Here is a 19,865-nt window from a genome sequence, read left to right on the forward strand (position 1 = left end):
CCCAACGAGCATCCGATTAATAAAAGATAGTTTTCATAACGTTGAGTAAGAAGAAAAAACAGCCCGTCAGCATTGCCGACGGGCTGTTTCGTATAAAAACTAATCTGAAAATAATAAATTTATGACGCTTTGGGTTTCAATAAAGACTGTACTAAATCAGCCCCCAAGTAGCCCAGCAAGGTACCATAAGGGACCATGGTTTGCCACTGAGATTTGATAGGGCATGTACCAGTGACGCAGCCAATTTCTTTCCAATACAAATAGCCGCCCACAGCGCCAATGCCCGCGCCAATCCATGCCCAGTTGAGGTTACTTAACTTCTTCATAAACGGTTTCTTCGTGAATTGGAGTTTTGGATTGACGGTAATTGGGAGAAGCGCATCCATTCGACCCACAACAACCGACATTTAGCGCAGCTTGGAGGGCAAACAATCCCCCCATAAGACCCAACAACGGCTGGTGGTCGGCAAAGGCCGAGTAAATGAGCCAAAGCCCCATGCCCATGCGTAACATCCGCATTATATCCCAATTTCTAAGTATTGCAGGCATTTGATTTTTTTTGTTAAAATGTGTATTTGAACTTTTTGCCCTTTGCAAATTTGCTCCTTGCCTTTTGCCAACTTGCCTAATAAGGCCAACTCATCATGCCGCCCGAGAGGTTATAGACTTTTTCAAAGCCCATATCACCCATCAATTGGCATGCCTGACCGCTGCGATTACCACTACGGCAATAAACAAAATACGTTTTACTTTTGTCCAATTTAGCAATGTTTTGTTGAAAATCCATTCTCATTAGGTCGATGTTCACCGCACCTTTGATGGCTCCTGAACGCACTTCAGCGGCTGTTCTTACGTCGATTATTGCGGCGTTGGGTGTTTCTGATAGTAATTGTTTGAACGTAGCTGCGTTTACGTTTTCGTAATTTTTCTTGGTTTTAAAAAAGCTAAACATGGCTTTGAGGTGTTTAAGATTGTGAATGTATGGTACAAAGGTCAGGAAGAAAACAGCCTAAAAGCGTGATATTTGTTACACATGAGTAGAAATCGTACTAAAATAAACTTAGAGCAATGTTAAACTCGAATGAAAAAAACACAAACCCCATGAAATCCGCCTTATCTTTGCGTTTTGTTTTTGGTCTTATAGCTCTCTTTTTCAGTTGTACTATGTCGCGTTCTCAAACCGTCATTCCTCTTTGGCCCGATGGACAAATTCCCAATGACCTAAAAAATCGTAACATTCAGGAAAAAATCGAAGTCGGAAATGACGGAGTTTTGCGCATTAGCAACATTGTGCTACCCACGCTGTCGGTCTATATGCCCGAAAAGCCGACGGGGGCGGCTGTGGTCATTTGCCCAGGCGGTGGTTATCGCATTGAAGCCTCTGGCCACGAGGGAGTGGATGTGGCGCAGTGGTTTAATAGTTTTGGGGTAACGGCGTTTGTGCTAAAATACCGCTTGCCCGACGATGCACTTTGGGCCAACAAACACGAAGTAGCGCTCCAAGATGCGTTCAAAGCCATGCAATTGGTGCGTAGCAATGCTACCAAATACAAAGTTGACCCCAATCGCATTGGCATCATGGGCTTTTCGGCAGGAGGGCATTTGGCCTCAACGGTAAGTACGCATTGGCAATCAGCGCCTTCGATGACAGGGTTGAAAAACCTTCCCAACGCCGAAATTTGTAAACCTAACTTTTCGATTTTGATTTACCCCGTGATTAGTTCGGGACCTTTCAAACACGCAGGTTCGTTTGAGTTGTTGTTGGGTAAAAACCCGTCTGCCGAACAAATGGACTATTACTCTAGCGAAAAGCAAGTGACCGAAAAAACACCGCCTACGCTTTTGGTACATGCCACCGACGACAAAGGTGTACCCGTAGAAAACAGTTTGATGTACTACGATGCCCTAAGAAAGCTTAAAATTCCTGCTTCTATTTTGGTATATGAAAACGGCGGGCATGGCTTTGGTTTGGGGAAAAAGCAAAAAGGCTCGGTCAAACATTGGCCCGACGGCTGCCAAGCGTGGATGGAAGGAATGGGGCTGCTCGAACCGAAAAATTAGAATTAATGCACTCTATTTTTGATAAAGTGTGACTTTTATAGCCCTTCCTGCAACTAATACTTCAAAACACATTAAGCCTTTATTGTTGTGGCAAAAGTTTCGTTGCAGGAAGAATTTTTACGGCTAATAACTACCCAGCAAAAGCTAATTCATAGCCTTTGCAGCCTTTATTTTTCCCAAAGCGAAGACCGAAAAGACATGTTTCAGGAAATCGTTCTTCAGCTTTGGAAGTCATTTCCTTCGTTTAAACACCAGTCGAAAGAATCCACTTGGATTTATCGAATTGCGCTTAATACCATCTTTACGAAGCTGCGAAAGGATAAGTCGCGCCCAAAAAACGAGCCTTATTCGGACGATGTGTATCAGATTTCAGAGACAACAAGTTCACTCGAACTAACGCAGGCTACCCAAGAACTTTACGGGGCGATTGAGCAACTTTCCGATTTGGATAAGGCCATCATTACGCTTTATTTGGAAGAACACAGCTACGACGAAATCGCCAGTATTTTGACCTTGAGCCGCACCAATGTCAGTACCAGAATCAATCGAATTAAAGCAAAACTCGAACGAATTTTAAAAACCAATGGCCATGAATTTAGATGAATTAAAACCGCTGTGGGAGTCTTACAAAACGCAGGTAAACGACCAGTCGGAGTGGAGTGCTGCGGAGCTTTCGCGACTCATCCAACCCCGTCCTGCACCAGTGCTTTGGTACCAAAGAGTCCAGCGGCCTTTGCTCCATTTTTGCGTAAGCTGTTTTCTGATGGGCATTACTTCTGGTTGTTAAACTCATAACCCTTTTTCACATGTTGGCATATATCATTTGGGATATTCATCCCAACCTCATCACTATTGACTTTTTGGGAAAGACTTTCCCGATTCATTGGTACAGTTTGTTGTTTGCTTTTAGCTTTTTGGTAGGAAAATCGCTGATTACCTTCATTTTTCAAGCTGAGAAAGTGGATACTGCCAAAGCTGATTCGTTATTGGTTTATGTGGCAGTTGCTACCGTCATCGGTGCTCGTTTGGGGCATTATTTATTCTACGAATGGGAGCTTCTTTTTTCCCAACCCAAGGAATGGTTGTTGTCGTTGGTGAGCCTGCCTTTCTTCGGCTTGGCCAGCCACGGGGCTATTATCTCCATTGTGTTGGCCTTGATTCTTTACAGTCGGAAGGCGGGTAACCCTTCATTTTTATGGTTGGCCGATCGGATTGTCATTGCGGTTGCGTTAGGAGGGGTGTTGATTCGAACTGGAAATTTGTTCAATTCCGAAATTTATGGCAAACCTACCGACGTGCCTTGGGGATTTGTTTTTGTCCACGAAACCGACTTTCGTTTATTGCCTCTCGTTCCCCGTCATCCTACCCAACTCTACGAAGCCTTTTTCTGCCTATTTTTATTCGCATTGACTTTGTATTTGTGGAAACAAAAAAGGAAAGTGCTGCCAGAAGGAACCATTTTAGGGTTGTTTTTGATGTTGCTTTTTGGCTTTCGTTTTATGGTTGAATTTCTTAAAAATCCGCAGGAAAGTTTTGAAAATGAGATGGTTATAAATATGGGTCAATGGCTCAGTTTACCTGCTATTTTGATGGGGTTCCTTGTTCTGGTCTATGCCCAAAAGCGAAGAGTCACTGCTGTGTCGGATGAGTAGTAAAGCAATTGTAGGTTGAGTCAAGGCAACAAAAAAAGCCCCGACCTTGCGGTCGAGGCTTTTGATGATACTGTTCTTAGGTCACTTTTACGGTAGCTTCACTACTTTAAGCGTAGCGTGCTTGTCCGAAGTAGAAACTTTCAAAAGATAAACGCCCGTTTCGAGCTTGTTGGTTTCCATCTCTTCCAAGTGAGCGTGAGTTTCAGCCACAAACGAGCGACTTAACACTTCACGGCCTGTGATGTCCGTCAAGCTGGTTTGCACCGATTGACCTTTGCTATTTTGCACTTTTAAGCGAAGAACGTTTGAGATTGGGTTAGGCATCACCGTTGCGAAAGTCCCGTTATCGGTTATTTGTTGCCCGCTCTCCGCCACTCTCGCTGCTCCTACGCCTACCCCATCTTTCGATTGGATACGGAACCAATATTCTTGGTAAGCAAGCACGTTGCCTTGGGCCTTACGCGTAGCAGGGTAAATACTTCCCCAGCCTTTCATATCCCAATAGCGAATACCTAACTTATACAACCCTTTTGGTAAACCTGCGTCATACACGTTTTGGCCGCTTCCATTGTCTTGGTAGAATCCATAGGCAGGGTGGTTTTGGGCATAAAGTTCGGTCCAGCCCTCGCGGTTGGCGTACATGAAATAAGGGGCGTTGTTTTCGTGGGTGTTAAACGAACGAACCACGCCCATTTCGGGAGTTGCTAACATATCAAACGTCAATGAGCCATCAGTTCCCAAACCACAAGCTTCCACATTGATGGTCCAGTAGCGGGGCGCGATTTTGTTGGCATTCTCCACAAAATACAAAGTCGGGTTTTGCTGCGTACTTTGTTCCAATTCTGGACCGCCGTCACGGGTGATAAACTGGCTCGTCCATGCTGAACGGTCGTTGGTTTTAACGGCCGATTTTGACTCACCAATGTTAATGAGTGTCACCACAAAAGCATTCCAGTACACGTCGATTCGTGCGCTTTCGGCACTTTGGCATCCTCCTTCAAAGATACATTTCGCCCAGTAGGTTTGTTTGGTTACATTATTAAAAGAAACCTCAAAGCTTGGCGTATTTACGCCTGTGTTCCAAGACGTAGTGCTTCCCGCTGGGCAGTTGGCCGATATAGTTACGGACGTTCCCATACACACAATCTGCTGAGAGGCAGTCACTACAGGGGCAATCTGAGTAGGCGACACTGTAAAGGTGACTACGTTACTTTTCTCGCTTACACAGCCGTTTTCGGTTTGACAACGGGCATAATAAGAAGTAGTTTCGGTAGGAACTGTGGTAGGTAAGTTGGGCAATGCGATGTTTGTAGTAGCATTGTACCAAATGGTTTTTAAGCTACCACAAGTTGACTGACCACTGAAGCTTGCCGAAGAATTGCAACTTCCTGTAGCAGATAAGGATGCTGTAGGAGCGGCTGGGATGGTCACTAATTTTAAGCGCATTACGCCAGATTCGCTTTCGACGCAAGAGCCAATTCCACCAGCTTGTCGGCAACGGACGCGGTAGTTGTGAAACTGATTGTCGAGTAATGCTTGTGGGATTCCTGTGCTATATTCGCTACCATCTACCGAATAGAGAATGATTTCTCCAGCACCGCAAGTAGCGTTAAACGTCAACGTATTGGCTGACGAACTACAGACTTCTTTCGTCTCACCTGCGGCTACAGTTACACCATCGACTAGCAAAGACACATTTTGTGGAACAGCAGCGCGGTAGTTGATGGTCAAGGTGTAGGCTCCTGTCACGGTTGTTGTGCAAGTCACGTCCGAGCACGCGGCTTGGTAGCGGTAGGGTTGGTTGTTGGAAGGTTGAGACGTTGGAGCTGTGGTTGACCAATCGCTCCATGCTCCGCTGCCCGCCTGAACGCGCCAAAACGTTGCACCCGAAACGCAAGATGTCGAAACTGAAAACTGCAAACTGTTAACTGGATTACTGTCAGCGTCACAAAGTTCGAGCGTTTTACCTTCTTCCAATGGAATGCCCACGTAAGAGATAGCCACGGAAGGTTTGGTATTTACTTTAATCGTGCCAGCACGATTCGCCACGGCGCAGCTATTACCCGTAGTCACGATGCTGTAATTTGAGCTGCCGCTGTTGGTAGGTGTACCACTAATGGTAAGTACGTTTCCACTGAGCAAGCTTGTAATGCCGTCGGGTAAACCAGTTACCGTAGTGTTTGTCGCTCCACCACCTAACGTGTAGGTAATGGGTACCATAGGGGTATTGATACAAACAGTTTGGTTTTCTGTAGCCGTGGCTGAAGTAAGCGTCAACGTATGCGCTGGAGAAATTGTCATAGAGCCAATTGCACTAACTGTTATGCAATTGTTTCCCGTTGTCACGATAGTGTAGTTAAAACTACCACTTTGCGTAGGTGTTCCAGTAATTGTTAGGACTTTGCCAACAACGTTTGCAGTCACTCCGTTTGGTAAACCATTTACGGTTGCTCCTGTTGCTCCACCATCAAATCCGTAGGTAATGTCCGTAATTGGCGTATTTACACAGACAGTTTGAGCGGTAGTTGTAGGAACGGAGGTAAGGTTAATAACGTGATTAGGGTTAACAACGATGGTGCCCGAGCCACTGGCTGTAGTACAACTATTTCCTGAAGTCAAAATGGAGTAGTTAAAAGAGCCACTAACAGATGGTGTACCATTAATGGTTAATACGCCTGCTGTAACAGCGCCAGTGACTCCTGTTGGAAGGCCAGAAACGGTGGCATTGGTTGCTCCTCCACCAACTGAGTACGTAATGGCTGTGATGCCATTATCAATACAAAGTGTTTGATTAGAAGTAGCTGTGGCCGAAGTAAGCGTCAATGTATGAACTGGATTGACAGTAATAGTTCCAGTAGCAGTGACTGCTGGCGAACAACCTCCTGAAGTAGTTACGGTATAATTGAACGGACTACCCACGGCAGTGGTTGGACTCCCACTGATGGTGAAGACACCTGCATTAAAACTTCCCGTTACGCCGTCAGGGAGACCTGAAACGGTCGCACCCGTTCCACCGCCACCGATGGCGTAGGTAATGGGTGTGATGGCAGTTGTGGCACAAACTGTTTGCACATTGCTACCTACTGCCGACGAAAGGGCAATCGTTGGGTCGGCGCAAAGGTTTAATCCAATCAGAATTGGGTCGTGGTCCGATGAGCGGAAAACATCATTGCTGTACAAACTTGACTGCTGTCCAGTTGTTTTATTTTCAGTGTTGTAGTCCAAAGATGTAGGTTCGTCGGCATTGATGTGCCATTTTTCGGCACCTGTTACTTGGCTTGTAATGGAAGCATTACCTACAGCATGGTCAAGCGAACCAAATTCCCCTCCAAACAAATAAGAATAAGATGTTGGACTTAATAAATTGGTGTATCCACCCGTAGCAAGAGCTGTCATTGGGTCTTCTTTGGCATAGGCATTAAAGTCACCAATGAGTAAATAATCGGGGTCGTTGGTGCTTGTTGGTTTTGTTGCTAACCAAGCTAGTAAATCTTGAGCTTGACGAGTACGAGTGCCATTGGAGAAGCCCTGCCCGTCGTTGGCATCGGCATCGTTTGCTCCACCCGAGCTAGAGCCTTTTGATTTAAAGTGGTTGATAACCAACGTAAAAACGGCGCCGTTTGATTTTTGACGAATGGTTTGGGCCAAAGAACTGCGCCCCACAGGAACGTATGAGCCTAAGCCGTAGTTGAGTGGAATGGCTGCTGTCCCTAATAATTCTACTGCCGCAGGTTTGTAAATCATTCCAACCGTAATTTGGTCAGTTGAAATATCGCCAGAGCGAACAAAGTCATACGTACCACTGGCTGTGGCAGCATTGAGTCCGTTGACAAGGTCTTGGATTGCACTAGCTGCTCCTGCGCCATCATCTTCTAATTCCATCAAACCTACTACATCGGCACCGCCTGTCACAATACCGTTGATGATTTTAGCCCGTTGACGGTTGAATTCATTGAGGTTATCAGCACCGCGAGAGGTAGGAAAACCACCCCCAGCACCGTTACCATTGAAATAGTTAAGGATATTGGCACTTCCTACTTTGAGTGTTGCTGCGCCTAATGATGGCGGCGTGGCAGGGCGAGTATTGGTAGCAATAAAGTTGGGACTAGTGAGGGTTTGGATACGATATCCTTCAAAACGGTGGTCGAGGACACCCGCAAGTTCTTCGACTTCGTCGCCCGTACGAAGGGTATTAGAAGCACTCAATGGATTACCGCCTCTCCCAAAAATAATGGGGTCGGGATAAGAGCCGCTGCGGCCGTCGTCTAAAATGACAATACGTTTGGCGTTTTCAGCTTCGTGTGTGGCGTAGCCTGCCGTACTTGGCGTGTTGAACTGCGTATATTGGTCAAGACGGGCATCGGTGCCAGGTTGGTTGTTGCCTCCGCCCGATGAAAGCGTTAACTGACCGTATTGACCAAGTGTATAATTGTCAGTAACGGCTAGGTTTCCTGATGCCGCTTTTACTATTACCCGCATCCCTTCGTATCGTTCCCAATCAGAAGTATTAGCGATGGGTAACTGTACATTTTGGGGCGTGGGAAGTGGGTTGCCCGAGCTTACAATAGAAATAATGGGGCTGGTTAATTGGGTCAAACTACTTGAAGCACCTGAGGCATATTCTGCTACAGTACCTGATACACAAACTAGGTCACCTACATTTACATCAACGATAGCGGCTCCACTTCCTTCAAAAACAAAGATACCCTCAGCGGTGGCAGGATTTCCATCTTGGTCTGCATCTTCTTCTTGCACGTAGAAACCACCTAAGCGAGTAACCCCTCCTGTGTTTTGAAAATCACCCACAACTATCCCACGAATAACTTGCGTACCCGAAAATGAAGTGGTAACTCCTGTTCCCTGAATGGTAGAAATTAAGGTTGGCGTGGCGCAGTTAACGTCATCGTTGGTGATGGTTCCAAGACCTTGGGCATCACTTACATTGGCTCCTGTAACAGTGGTGATGTTGACAAAGAATGTCTCGTTCGACTCGGGGTCTGTATCTCCGTTAATAGTGACTGAGAATGTTTTAGTCGTTTCGCCTTGGGCAATGGTTTGTGCTGTTAGCGCATTGCTGACATAGTCATTATTAGCAACAGTCGCTGTATTATCGGCGGTTGCAATGTCAAAAGTAACTCCACCTGCGGGTGCTGGGGAAGAAAGCGTCACCGTAAATGTCATGGTAGTCGTTCCAACATTCCCTTCAGTAACTGTTACGTCATTGATAGAAAGGTTAGGGACCACTACTGCCGCATCGTCATATGGAGCAAAGGCTATTCCTCTGAAAACAGTGCTGGAAGATGCTGTTGCAAGAGTTGACATCGATGAACTAGCCCCGGTGTCAACCCCCTTTACAATCTTATTGGCGCTTGTTTCGGTTGTTGTTGCATATAAAATAGGGTTAGTTCCCGACCAATCTACCACTAGACCTCTTACATTCACAGTCGATATGACATAACTGAGTGACCAAGTTCCTGAATTATTAACCCATTTTTGAATTCCACCACCGCTAGAAGTGTTTCTATCATCTGCCAAATAAATAGTGTTACCATCGGGACTGATAGCAAAACCATACGGACTCGGGCCAGATGTAGTTGGGAATCCACTTAAAGCAGTCGTTGTGTTGCCTGTAGCTTGCGGAGTACCACTTCCGACAGAACTTACCCCTAAAAATACACCAGATGCAGAGGTTATGTACAATTGATTATTAAAAATACCAATATTTCTAACGTTGGTGGGAGTTGATGAAAGCTGTGTTGAAGTCGTGCTTCCCAAAGTCGTGTATCTTGTTCCTGCCCCAGCTGTAGAATTGGCATTTCCAGATGTCCAAAACTTAGTTCCATCTGTGGTAGCTATAGACCGAGGAGCTCCCGAGGTCGATGTATTACCACCGTATGCGTCAGTTAGAGCAGTAGTTGTATTTATAGTACCATCGTATTTGACTAATGCAATAGTCCTATTTACTAATGTAGAGGCTGTTTGTGTAATATTGGAAGTATAGGGAGGAGTCGCATCATATCCAATAATTGCAAGGTATTTAAAATCAGTAGAACGGTTTATCATTCCCTCCGATGCTGCGGTTCCAGTCAGAATTAATCTTTTATTCGCTCCATTAGTAGTTGTTGGTAATGAAACCGCCTGTACAAATGAACCACTTGTAGAGTATTCATCTAAAAATACTGGATTACCCGTATTAGCAAGGGTACTACTACCATCCCCAACTCTCAGTACTACAATATTATTCTTTGTAAATGAAGCTTGAGAAAATGCGGTTACTTGAGTAATAAACATAAAGAGGAGGAGAAAACTTAGTTTCTCCAAAAAGGTTTTTGAATACCTTCGCCTAAAAAAATGATGTAGAATTTGAGCCATGGAAATTAGTTTGATTTGTGTTGATATTGTAATTTGGATTAAAAGTATTGTTGATTTTCTTACCATAACAAGCCACGAAATTACCCACTACTACATTACCAAAATGTTATATTTGGGATAGCGACCTGTCTAGGTAACATCCCAAATATACAACAGGTTGTGCGTAATTTTCAGATATATACGTAGCATATTTGTAAAAAAGTGCCCAAAAGGAAGTATTAATTTGTTCCTTTTATTTACTGTTCTTTGAAAAAATCAACCATTTGTAGAAATATGAATATTGGCAAAAGGTGTGCTTTTTGCTGTAAGGCGATTTTTACTGCTGTATGTATGTTTAATTAGAAGAAAATATATTCCGTTTGTTGTTGTAATCTTTTGATTATCAGTAGAAATACGTAAGTATTTTTTCGTAATTAGTGAAAATAAAAACGGGCTGTTAAGTAAAAAAACGCATTTTTTATTTCCCGTATTTCCACTCTAAAAACTTAGGAGGTTATCAGTGACCTTTGCAGAGAGAATTCTCAATGTTTATTTCCTTTCACCTTTAACTCTTTTGTCAACGAGTATGGAAACAATTCGATTAGGAAATGCTGCAACCTTGGATGATCAGGTATTTAACTCATTGGTTAAAAAAGTGACCGACATCCTCAAACTAGAAATTTTGCAAGAGCTTCAGGTGCGCTCTCAGCCAACTGTATTTAAAATGAAAAAAGGGGCTAGTAAAGCGGGGACGGCAGTTGCAAACCGCATCGCTAAAATGCCCGCAAATCGTAAAGCGGCTTTTGAAACGCGCGTAAAAACAACCAACCTAATGGCACCTGAGCTGCACAGCTTTGCTGTTTTAAAGGGAGTTGATTTGCGGGCTACGAAAATTGCCTCAGCGCAGTTAAACCTCAAAAGCGAGTTTGCCTTTGTCAATACGACTTTCAATGAGGCGTATTATCAGAAGTTTACGGAAAAGTACCTTGGAGTGCAGTTATTGGGCAATGTGGGTGGAGCAGTGGTCAACAAATCACTGCGGTTTAATGTTCATTCGGTTAAATGTGTGGACGAGACAAATCCTGAATGGCCTGGAAGTGATGAAATTGCCATGGGTGGTGTTGCCCTCGACGACGCCAAAAAAGAATCTATCATCAGTGAAATTTTTGTGGGCGGAGATTTTGACGATGGCGACGTAAAATCGTACAATCCTGCCAAAACCATTAAGTAGTTAAGTAAAAGTAATGGTGTATTTGATTTTTATGTTATGAATAATTTTTGTGATAGCCTTTTTGAGTGCTTCTTCCGAGATATAATCCTCAATTTTGAGCCAAAGATGTTTTATATGATGCCATAGTGTTTCGATTAAATTGAGTTCTGAACAATAAGGTGGTAAGAACTGAAAGAATAGATTTTGTTCTTGCCATCGTTTAATTTTTTTCTTGACTTGGGCTGACTTGTGGAAAGCAGCGTTGTCAATGACAACCACTGTTTTGAGTTTGGGAGGGTATTGCAAGAGAAAATCATCCACGTAAGCGATGAATAAATCACTATCCATGCTGCCTTTGCACTCATAGGCCTGCAAAGTATTATCGGTTTGAAAAAAACCTGCTACTGTCATCACACTACCCCGTTGCGAAGGTAAACAAGCCTTAGCTTCTTTTGGTAACCAAGCATAGATTCCGTTAGGGTTGCGGTTAAACCCTGCCTCATCATAAAACCACAAGGCAATCTTACCTGCTTGATGCTCTTGGCGTAAAAGCTTGATTTCCTGCTTGAAAAACGCAAACATTACTTCATCTCGCTGTGATTGTAAACTTTTTCGTACTCGTCTCCATGAAAACTCTTTGGCTTTCAAGATGCGTACAATAGTGTACTTACTGATTTTCTTGCCCAGCACTTTAATCCAATCAAAACAACATAAAGCAATATTTACTACCCCTTGACTCGCATCTGATACTATCTTTTTTTTTCTTCTTCTGTCAAAATAGATGGCCGACCACTTCGCGGCAAATCTTCTAAACCCGATAGTTTTTTTTCTCCCCAACGGCTCAACCAACTGCTTACAGTATCTAATTTTACATCGAATAACTCCGCAATAGTCATGCGGTCTTTGCCCCTATGACTCCAAAGTAACGCTTGGCTTCGCTGACGTATGCGGTGGTTAGGGCTTTCTCGTACCAGATTTTCCAATGAAGCCTCTTCTGCTTCACTCAACTTGATATATTTTTTCGGTCTCATTTTGCAAAAATAGTAAAACCCGAAAACTTATGCTCAACTACTTAAGCAATTTGCCCTTACTTCAGCAGGGACATTTCCCAAAAGCTTTGCGGTGTTTTTAGCACTTTCAGAAAAAGACGGCGGTGGTTTTGCGAGTTTTATCAAAGACCTTTACGATGCTATCAAAGACAAACTCCAATTGGTTTTTACGGCCGTAGGTGGTGCCATCGGGACGGCAGTCGGTGCTGCGATTGGTGGCACCGTTGGTGGACCCATTGGCATCGTAGTTGGGGCAGCGGTAGGGTTTATTTTGGGCGCCTTGGTGGAGTGGATTGTTGGACTTATTCAAGATGATACTTTTGCGCCTCAAGTGGCGATTGCCGAGTTTGGAAGCATCAATGCTACTTTTAACGGTAGCGCTAACTCGCCCATTCAAACGTTGAACTACATCGACCACGGAGGCCACTATCAACTGCGCTATAGTTGGCAAATCGCGAGCTAAGTGAACAGTCAGAGGCTTAATGTCATTTGTGTCCCGACATACTTTACTGTCGGGACACTTTTTTTCTATTTCCGTAGAATTTTCTCCATCGTTTTGCCCTTCGCCAGTTCATCTACGAGTTTGTCCAAATAACGGATTTGTTGCATCAAAGGATCTTCAATGTCCTCGATGCGGTATCCGCAAATGACCCCCGTAATTTTGTTAGCATTGGGGTTTATCAGAGGGGCTTGCGCAAAAAACGTTTCAAAATCGGTGCGTTCATCTATCACTTTTTGGAGGGCAGTTTCGTCGTAGCCCGTTAGCCACAAAATCACTTGGTGCAACTCCTCTTTGGTGCGTCCTTTTTTCTCAACTTTCTGAACATAATGCGGATAAACGCCCGCAAAAGCCATTTTATAAACTCGGGTATTGTTCATTTTTTATAAAGTTTCCTTCAACCATCGATAAAATTCATTTTGCCAAACTTGGGCATTTTGGGCGCGGAGTACCCAGTGATTTTCTTCGGGCAGCACCACCAATCGACTTTTGATACCCCTCAACTGCGCTGCTTGAAATGCTTGCAAGCCTTGTTCGAGGGGAACTCGGTAGTCTTTTTCACCGTGAAAAATCAAGATAGGCGTGTTCCATTTAGCGACAAAATTGCTGGGTGAAAATTGGCTATAAGATTTTTGAGCTGCCGCATTTTTGGTGTCCCAGTACGGACCACCGTAGTCAAAATTGGGAAACCAAAGCTCTTCGGTAGAGCCGTACATGCTGCGAAAATCAAAAATACCATCGTGGGCAATGAAGGTTTTGAAGCGATTGTTGTGCATACCTGCGAGCATAAATGCGGAGTAGCCTCCGTAACTCGCCCCCACGCAGCCCAACCGATTTTTATCGACAAAAGGCTCTTTGCTTACGTTGTCAATCGCTGCCAAATAATCTTGCATCACAATGCCGCCGTGGTCTTTGCTGATTTGTTCGTTCCATTTCGTACCGTGGCCAGGCATACCGCGTCGGTTGGGAGCTACGACGATGTACCCGTTGGACGCCATGAGTTGAAAATTCCAGCGAAACGAATAAAACTGCGTCAGGGCGCTTTGTGGGCCACCTTGACAGTAAAGCAAGGCAGGGTATTTTTTGTTTTTGTCAAAATTTGGCGGATAAATCACCCATACCAACATGCTTTTCCCGTCCACGGTTTTGACAAATCGGCGTTCGGTTTTGCACATTCCGAGGTTTGCGTAGGTGGCGTCGTTGACGTGCGTGAGTTGGGTCATGGTGCCGCTAGCAATATCCACGGTATATAATTCGCTGGCGTGATTCATGTCCGCGCGGCTTACGACCAAGGTTTTTCCGCTTTGACCAATGATTCCATTTACGTCAAAATCCCCCTTGGTGATTTGCGTAATGATGGGCATCATTTTGGTCAAGCCAGGATAGGTTACCTGAAACAACTGCGACGTGCCGTTGGTAGCGGCGGTAAAGAACAAGCTACGCCCATCTTCGCTCCACTTAAAACCGTCCACGTGTAGGTCGTCGCGCTGGGCAGTAAGGTTCATTTTGGTCGTGCCGTTGCTTACAATAATGTCTTGTTTATCAGACTCATAGCCGTCGCGTTTCATTTGTAGCCACGCGAGTTGCCCTTGTTGGTTAAAGGCAGGCTGAAGGTCGTACCCTTTGTTGTCTTCGGTGAGGTTGGTCGTGCTGCCCGTGGCTAAATCGTACGCATATAAATCGGTATTGGTGCTGATAGCGTAGGCCGTTCCAAATTTTTTCTTGGTCACATATACGATCTTTTTCCCATCGTGGCTCCACACAAAATCTTCATCACCGCCGTCGGGTTTGAGCGGGCAATCGTGGGGCTCGCCTTCCATGAGGTCTTTGGCGGCTCCGCCTCCTGTAGGCGTGAGCATCACGTGCCCAAACTTCCCATCTTCCCATTCGTCCCAGTGGCGGTAATTGAGTTGGTCATAAATCAGGACGTTACTTTTTGAAAGCTGAGGGTAAGCATCTTTGCCCGTCACTTTCATCACTTTTACTTCTTCACTGCTGATTTTGAACTTTCCATCGGGCGAAATTTTAGGATTAACGAGCAGGTCGTCCACGTTGGTAATGAGTGAGGCATTTCCGCCGCCGATGGGGATAACGTACGTTTTGCTACTACTTTTGTTTTCGTCGATATTGGGCGTACTGACGCTATAAACGACTGATTTACCGTCTTTAGAAATGCCTTTACCACTTACCCGCCCCAACTTCCAGAGTTGTTCGGGCGTTAATAGCGTTTGGGCTTGGGCCGTTAAGCCCATGAAAAGTAGCCCAAGGAAGCCTAGATTTTTCATGCTGATTTTCAGGATAGTGTTTAACAACCAAAGATAGAGAGGGAAAACATAAAGCCCAAAAAAGCTGTAGTGGTGTAAAATAATAGTAGTCATACTATCTTTACAGAAAATATCAATGAAATGAATCGTACACTTGTCAGTTTTGATTGGGCTTTAAAACGACTTCTCAGGCAAAAAGCAAACTTTGCCATACTTGAAGGTTTTTTGAGTGTGTTGCTCAAACGAAACATCATCATTATCAATTTGTTAGAAAGTGAATCTAATGCAAATGATGATGAACAGAAAATCAATCGCGTAGATATGTTGGTTGAAAATGAGCAAAAAGAACGCCTTATCATCGAACTTCAATATAGCAAAGAATTTGACTACTTTCAGCGAATGCTCTTTGCTACCTCAAAGCACTTAACCGAAACACTACAAAAAGGGAAACCCTATCAGGATATTAAGAAAGTGTTTTCTATTAATTTGATTTACTTTGACTTAGGATACGGTACCGATTATGTGTACCACGGTAAAACTGAGTTTAGAGGTGTTCATCAAAATGATGTATTAGCATTGTCTGCCAAACAAAAAGAGTTGTTTCAAAAAGAAGATGTCTATGCCATTTATCCCGAGTACTATGTCATCAAAATCAACAATTTTGACGATGTAGCGCGCGACAGCCTTGACGAATGGATTTATTATTTCAAAAACAATGAAGTAAAAGATGAGTTTAAAGCCCAAGGTTTGGCGGAGGTAAAAGCCCAGTTACAACTTGATGAACTCTCTGAACAAGAGCAACAAGCCTACGAAAAACACGAAAAAATGTTGCTCTCAGAACGGGGAATCATCTCCACTGCTCGTATCGAAGGCAAAGCCGAAGGTGAACAACAAGCCCGTATCGAAATGGCAAAAAAAATGAAAGAGAAAGGTTATGACTCTGAAACCATTTCTGAAATGACTGGTTTGTCAACAGATGTAGTAAATATGCTTTAGGTGTAAAAGTGTATTGATTTGAGAGAATTTGTGCCAATCATAAGAAGTATTGGTAAAACAACACCAATAAATACATAAAACAATCTATTAGGACATTAGGCCTTAAGTGACCTATTCAATGATTTTTTTTGAATTCACAAATAGTGTTGGTAAAAGTACTAGAATTAGAGCGAAAGAAAATTTTGAATAGTGAAGTTCTTGTCAATTTCCTACTTATTTAAATTTGTAGAATCAGTTTTTACTGTATTTTCAAAATGTGTATTTGGCTTACTACCACCTCTTAATATTTCAACTAAGTCAATTTTAGCCGCTCTAATGATAAATGGTAAAAGTAAAGCAATTAGAATTGTCCATAAAAATGAAGCAACTATATTTTGCCAAATCCCACTCCAAAAACTTGGAACATGAACTTCTTTTAAAATCTGGATTTTTAAATCTTTTTTATGTTCTTCAATTAAAGCGTTGAAAAAATCATTGACCATTTCTACTGCATCACGCTTAAAGTGATCTATATGCTGAGATTCTTGAAGACTTACAAATTTCTTAACTTCAGCGGGGCTTGGATGCTTCCCATTGTTTTTGGCAATATATTCTCTTATGAATGCTCTTTTAGATTCTTTATAGAAACAGTATGCAATTTTCCCAACCAACCCGTCAGACTCCAGCTTTTCATAAATAGGATTATACACTGTTTGATGTTGATTTCTAGACTGCTGGCTTCTTGTATTACTCATTGTTAATATGTTTCGATTTCACTCTCTCCCAAGTTTCGTTTATAGTATTTTCATCCAAGACTATTGCATTTAAAGATTTTATACGGAAGAGTATTAAAATGTAATCCCAAATGCTTAATTTAACTTTCGAATGGTTTTTATTTGTATTCTTGACAATTCTTTCATTCGCATTTTCAATGTCGTCAGAGGTAAACTCCATTAACTCTAAATCGTTACTCTTGTTTAAAGTTTTCATAAAATTTATATTTTAAAATAAAACGACATTCAGCATAAAAAAGCGCCCTAAACATGAAATAATGAATGATAAGTATGTGAAAAGTCCCTCTATTTAGAGTTATTAAACAGAATAAAAGTTAGAGCTTGTACAAATTTACGAATATTCAGCATTGCATATCTGAAAAATTTTATTGTGACAATGTTATTAATTACAGTCTACAATGCAATTAAAGAAAATCTTATCCAAATTTCCAAAAACTGGCAAAAAAACCTTCGAAAAGTTATCAAATGGCTAACCTAAGTACTCAAAGACCTGCTTAGACCTCCCCAAACCATAAAAAAGCGGAGTCGTCAAACTCCGCTTTTTGGTAAGTACTATTTTTGATTTTATTACCCTTTCACAACCTCCGTTGCTTGTGCCGCTACGGTAATTTCTGTTCCATTAATGGCCAAACTCAACGCCTGTGATGAAAGGTTTTCTACTTCCACTTCGCCTGGGCGAACGGCGACGCGAACCACTTGCCCACGGAAACCAATTCTAAAGGAATAACCTTTCCATTGCTCAGGCAAAAAGGGCGTAAAGGCCAATTTCCCGTCTTTGATACGCATTCCCCCAAAACCCTTGACCACCGACATCCACGTCCCCGCCATACTGGTGATGTGTAGGCCGTCTTCGGTGTCGTTGTTGTAATCGTCGAGGTCGAGGCGTGAGGTACGAAGGTACATTTCGTACGCTTTTTCGTTGTAACCCAATTTCGCGGCCTGAATCACGTGTACGCAAGGCGACAACGATGACTCGTGTACGGTCATGGGTTCGTAGAAATCAAAATTGCGGCGGATGGTTTCGGTATCAAACTCTTCTTCAAAGAAATAAAGCCCCTGCAATACGTCAGCTTGTTTGATAAAACAGCTCCGCAAAATGCGGTCCCACGACCATTTTTGGTTGATAGGACGGTGTTCTTTGATGTCTTCGACGGTCAAAAGTTCTTTGTCCAAAAATCCGTCTTGCTGCAAAAACACTTGTCGCTCGGCATCGTAAGGATAGTACATATTGTCCACAATGTGCTGCCATTTGGTCAATTCCTCCTCACTCAATGTACCCAACACCGCAGGCTGCACCCCACTGTCAGCTGCCTGCAAACTATTGACCGCTGACAACGTATAACGCAAACACCAAGCCGCGAGGTAGTTGGTGTACCAGTTGTTGTTGACGTTGTTTTCGTATTCGTTAGGGCCAGTTATGCCCAGCATCACGTATTTTTTCTTGTCTGCCGACCAGTTGACGCGTTGTGCCCAAAAACGAGCAATTCCGACTAATACATCTAGGCCATACTCGGCTAAATAAGATTCATCGCCCGTGTGGCGGATGTAATCGTGGATAGCGTAGGCAATCGCGCCGTTGCGGTGAATTTCCTCAAACGTAATTTCCCATTCGTTGTGGCATTCTTCGCCCGTCATGGTCACCATCGGATACAACGCAGCCCCGTTGTTGAAGCCCAGCATTGCGGCGTTTTCGATGGCTTTTTGGAGATGCTTGTGGCGGTAAACCAACAAGTTACGCGCTACTTTTTGGTCGGCCGTAGCGAGGTAAAACGGCAAGCAGTACGCCTCCGTATCCCAGTAGGTACTGCCGCCGTATTTTTCGCCCGTAAAGCCTTTCGGGCCAATATTAAGGCGGGCGTCTTCGCCTGTGTAGGTTTGTTCAAGTTGGAAAATATTGAAACGAATCCCTTGCTGCGCCGCATCAGTACGACTGTCCGAATCACCCTCAATAATAATGTCGTTCTGAGCCCAACGTTCGGCCCATGCTTGGGCGTGTTCGGCTTTCATTTGCTTAAAACCTTTGGCCGAAATGCGCGCGATATAGGCTTTGGCGTTGGGGAGAAGGTCTTCAAGTGCGTGGTTCAACGAAGCCAAGTTAACGGCATATTTGTACAACGTAATCTCTTCGTTGGCTTTGGCTTTTAGCTCAATTTTGCACGCAACATATTTCGCAGACTTAACAGGTTTGCTTTGAAAATCAACACTTTCTCCGTTTACGAGAATGTCGATTTTCATTCCTGTACATACGTTGAACAACTCCGTTTTGAACGGGGTGTCTTTCGTACGCATCTCAAGATAAGCTTCCCCGAAGGCCGTTTCTTTATGGATTTCGTCCCAAAATTTCTCGCCGTAATTGGAGTCTTTGTTGCTAATATCGCCATCGAGCGAGGGCGTCAGGGTGATGGTGCCGTCAAAATTGAGCGGCGTCACCGAATAGCGAATCGCTCCTGCTTCGTCATCAACGATGCTGCAAAAACGTTGGGCGTGAACACGTACCTGTTTGCCGCTCGCGAAGGTAGCCACAAAAGTACGCTCCAAAATACCCTCTTTCATGTTGAGCACGCGCGAGTAATCCGAAACGGTGCAGGTTGCCAAATCGAGCGTTTCTCCCTCGATGTCAACGTTGATGCCAATCCAATTACAAGCATTGAGTACTTTGGCAAAATAGCGCGGATAGCCGTTTTTCCACCAACCTACGCGGGTTTTATCGGGATAAAAAACGCCCGCTACGTAGTTTCCGAGTAGTGTTTTGCCCGAAAATTGTTCTTCAAAGTTGCCCCGTTGGCCCATGCGGCCGTTGCCAAGGCTGGTAAGACTTTCGGTGATTTCGTTGTATTCAGGATAAAATCCTTCCTCAATAATGCACCAAGGGTCGTGTTTTATGTAATTTTTCATCGTTAGAAGAGCCCCACCCACTAGGGAAAGTGTTTAATCAGACCCCAAAATTAGGCATTTCGAGCGAGGGTTTTTATAACGATTTTTTCAATAATTAATGGCTAGTTAACTTTTT

The 19,865-nt window shown here is 43.7% G+C and carries 17 protein-coding genes; 6 read left to right on the plus strand and 11 right to left on the minus strand.

From position 1 onward, the window contains the following. Positions 1 to 119 precede the first annotated feature (119 nt). The 3 genes from FHS57_RS03555 to FHS57_RS03565 all read right to left on the minus strand — a co-directional run bounded on the left by FHS57_RS03555 (position 120) and on the right by FHS57_RS03565 (position 952). The gene (locus FHS57_RS03555; RefSeq protein WP_122929346.1) at positions 120 to 326 is read right to left on the minus strand and encodes a DUF6132 family protein; all 207 of its coding nucleotides are present in this window, start codon (positions 324 to 326) and stop codon (positions 120 to 122) included. Further along, positions 310 to 549, minus strand: a complete 240-nt coding sequence (locus FHS57_RS03560; RefSeq protein ID WP_183971510.1) for a hypothetical protein — start codon at positions 547 to 549, stop codon at positions 310 to 312. The genes FHS57_RS03555 and FHS57_RS03560 overlap by 17 nt, the downstream gene beginning before the upstream one ends. Positions 550 to 625: 76 nt before the next feature. Next, on the minus strand, positions 626 to 952 hold the full coding sequence (locus tag FHS57_RS03565; protein ID WP_183971511.1) for a rhodanese-like domain-containing protein: 327 nt from the start codon (positions 950 to 952) through the stop codon (positions 626 to 628). A gap of 149 nt (positions 953 to 1,101) precedes the next feature. Here FHS57_RS03565 and FHS57_RS03570 point away from each other — a divergent pair, with 149 nt between their 5' ends. Both FHS57_RS03570 and FHS57_RS03575 read left to right on the plus strand, forming a co-directional pair. After that, positions 1,102 to 2,061 carry an alpha/beta hydrolase gene (locus tag FHS57_RS03570; RefSeq protein ID WP_183971512.1) on the plus strand — a complete coding sequence of 320 codons (960 nt, stop codon included), beginning with the start codon at positions 1,102 to 1,104 and terminating at the stop codon, positions 2,059 to 2,061. A gap of 87 nt (positions 2,062 to 2,148) precedes the next feature. Beyond that, entirely contained in the window at positions 2,149 to 2,664 is a 516-nt protein-coding gene (locus FHS57_RS03575; RefSeq protein WP_183971513.1) for an RNA polymerase sigma factor, read from the plus strand. Between the two features lie 21 nt (positions 2,665 to 2,685). Here the strand turns inward: FHS57_RS03575 and FHS57_RS03580 are convergent, their stop codons facing one another. Then, complete coding sequence (locus tag FHS57_RS03580) at positions 2,686 to 2,832, minus strand: hypothetical protein (RefSeq protein WP_164489822.1); 147 nt, start codon at positions 2,830 to 2,832, stop codon at positions 2,686 to 2,688. Positions 2,833 to 2,867: 35 nt separating this feature from the next. On the opposite strand from FHS57_RS03580, the gene lgt reads away from it, so the two are divergent. Then, the gene (gene lgt / locus FHS57_RS03585; RefSeq protein WP_183971514.1) at positions 2,868 to 3,713 is read left to right on the plus strand and encodes a prolipoprotein diacylglyceryl transferase; all 846 of its coding nucleotides are present in this window, start codon (positions 2,868 to 2,870) and stop codon (positions 3,711 to 3,713) included. An 87-nt stretch (positions 3,714 to 3,800) separates the two neighbouring features. Here the strand turns inward: lgt and FHS57_RS03590 are convergent, their stop codons facing one another. Beyond that, on the minus strand, positions 3,801 to 10,085 hold the full coding sequence (locus tag FHS57_RS03590) for an ExeM/NucH family extracellular endonuclease (protein WP_221225534.1): 6,285 nt from the start codon (positions 10,083 to 10,085) through the stop codon (positions 3,801 to 3,803). 565 nt (positions 10,086 to 10,650) lie between these two features. Here FHS57_RS03590 and FHS57_RS03595 point away from each other — a divergent pair. After that, entirely contained in the window at positions 10,651 to 11,295 is a 645-nt protein-coding gene (locus FHS57_RS03595) for a hypothetical protein (RefSeq protein WP_183971516.1), read from the plus strand. Here FHS57_RS03595 and FHS57_RS03600 read toward each other — a convergent pair whose 3' ends face one another. Together FHS57_RS03600 and FHS57_RS03605 are read right to left on the minus strand one after the other, a co-directional pair. After that, on the minus strand, positions 11,296 to 11,964 hold the full coding sequence (locus tag FHS57_RS03600; protein WP_310586968.1) for an IS630 family transposase: 669 nt from the start codon (positions 11,962 to 11,964) through the stop codon (positions 11,296 to 11,298). 59 nt (positions 11,965 to 12,023) lie between these two features. After that, the gene (locus FHS57_RS03605; protein WP_183971518.1) at positions 12,024 to 12,305 is read right to left on the minus strand and encodes a helix-turn-helix domain-containing protein; all 282 of its coding nucleotides are present in this window, start codon (positions 12,303 to 12,305) and stop codon (positions 12,024 to 12,026) included. A gap of 91 nt (positions 12,306 to 12,396) precedes the next feature. On the opposite strand from FHS57_RS03605, the gene FHS57_RS03610 reads away from it, so the two are divergent. Continuing rightward, a complete protein-coding gene (locus FHS57_RS03610; protein WP_183971519.1) occupies positions 12,397 to 12,786 on the plus strand; it encodes a hypothetical protein in 390 nt (129 codons plus the stop codon). A gap of 65 nt (positions 12,787 to 12,851) precedes the next feature. Here FHS57_RS03610 and FHS57_RS03615 read toward each other — a convergent pair whose 3' ends face one another. Together FHS57_RS03615 and FHS57_RS03620 are read right to left on the minus strand one after the other, a co-directional pair. Further along, positions 12,852 to 13,202 carry a DUF2200 domain-containing protein gene (locus FHS57_RS03615; protein WP_183971520.1) on the minus strand — a complete coding sequence of 117 codons (351 nt, stop codon included), beginning with the start codon at positions 13,200 to 13,202 and terminating at the stop codon, positions 12,852 to 12,854. A gap of 3 nt (positions 13,203 to 13,205) precedes the next feature. After that, positions 13,206 to 15,107 (minus strand): S9 family peptidase, encoded by a 1,902-nt coding sequence (locus FHS57_RS03620; protein ID WP_183971521.1) that lies wholly within the window; start codon positions 15,105 to 15,107, stop codon positions 13,206 to 13,208. 120 nt (positions 15,108 to 15,227) lie between these two features. Here FHS57_RS03620 and FHS57_RS03625 point away from each other — a divergent pair, with 120 nt between their 5' ends. After that, the gene (locus FHS57_RS03625) at positions 15,228 to 16,082 is read left to right on the plus strand and encodes an Rpn family recombination-promoting nuclease/putative transposase (RefSeq protein WP_183971522.1); all 855 of its coding nucleotides are present in this window, start codon (positions 15,228 to 15,230) and stop codon (positions 16,080 to 16,082) included. A gap of 209 nt (positions 16,083 to 16,291) precedes the next feature. On the opposite strand, the gene FHS57_RS03630 is transcribed toward FHS57_RS03625, so the two are convergent. Together FHS57_RS03630 and FHS57_RS03640 are read right to left on the minus strand one after the other, a co-directional pair. Further along, positions 16,292 to 16,816 (minus strand): hypothetical protein, encoded by a 525-nt coding sequence (locus tag FHS57_RS03630; protein ID WP_183971523.1) that lies wholly within the window; start codon positions 16,814 to 16,816, stop codon positions 16,292 to 16,294. Positions 16,817 to 17,422: 606 nt separating this feature from the next. After that, entirely contained in the window at positions 17,423 to 19,750 is a 2,328-nt protein-coding gene (locus FHS57_RS03640) for a glycoside hydrolase family 65 protein (RefSeq protein ID WP_183971525.1), read from the minus strand. Between the last annotated feature and the right edge of the window lie 115 nt (positions 19,751 to 19,865).

The sequence above is a fragment of the Runella defluvii genome, assembly GCF_014195535.1.
Lineage (GTDB): Bacteria > Bacteroidota > Bacteroidia > Cytophagales > Spirosomataceae > Runella > Runella defluvii.

Coding starts and splice junctions, on each gene's coding strand:
- FHS57_RS03570 (WP_183971512.1), top strand. CDS start 1,102: ATGAAATCCGCCTTATCTTTGCGTTTTGTTTTTGGTCTTATAGCTCTC.
- FHS57_RS03640 (WP_183971525.1), bottom strand. CDS start 19,750: ATGAAAAATTACATAAAACACGACCCTTGGTGCATTATTGAGGAAGGA.
- FHS57_RS03625 (WP_183971522.1), top strand. CDS start 15,228: ATGAATCGTACACTTGTCAGTTTTGATTGGGCTTTAAAACGACTTCTC.
- FHS57_RS03630 (WP_183971523.1), bottom strand. CDS start 16,816: ATGAGTAATACAAGAAGCCAGCAGTCTAGAAATCAACATCAAACAGTG.
- lgt (WP_183971514.1), top strand. CDS start 2,868: ATGTTGGCATATATCATTTGGGATATTCATCCCAACCTCATCACTATT.
- FHS57_RS03565 (WP_183971511.1), bottom strand. CDS start 952: ATGTTTAGCTTTTTTAAAACCAAGAAAAATTACGAAAACGTAAACGCA.
- FHS57_RS03595 (WP_183971516.1), top strand. CDS start 10,651: ATGGAAACAATTCGATTAGGAAATGCTGCAACCTTGGATGATCAGGTA.
- FHS57_RS03555 (WP_122929346.1), bottom strand. CDS start 326: ATGAAGAAGTTAAGTAACCTCAACTGGGCATGGATTGGCGCGGGCATT.
- FHS57_RS03580 (WP_164489822.1), bottom strand. CDS start 2,832: ATGCCCATCAGAAAACAGCTTACGCAAAAATGGAGCAAAGGCCGCTGG.
- FHS57_RS03590 (WP_221225534.1), bottom strand. CDS start 10,085: ATGGCTCAAATTCTACATCATTTTTTTAGGCGAAGGTATTCAAAAACC.
- FHS57_RS03560 (WP_183971510.1), bottom strand. CDS start 549: ATGCCTGCAATACTTAGAAATTGGGATATAATGCGGATGTTACGCATG.
- FHS57_RS03620 (WP_183971521.1), bottom strand. CDS start 15,107: ATGAAAAATCTAGGCTTCCTTGGGCTACTTTTCATGGGCTTAACGGCC.
- FHS57_RS03605 (WP_183971518.1), bottom strand. CDS start 12,305: ATGAGACCGAAAAAATATATCAAGTTGAGTGAAGCAGAAGAGGCTTCA.
- FHS57_RS03615 (WP_183971520.1), bottom strand. CDS start 13,202: ATGAACAATACCCGAGTTTATAAAATGGCTTTTGCGGGCGTTTATCCG.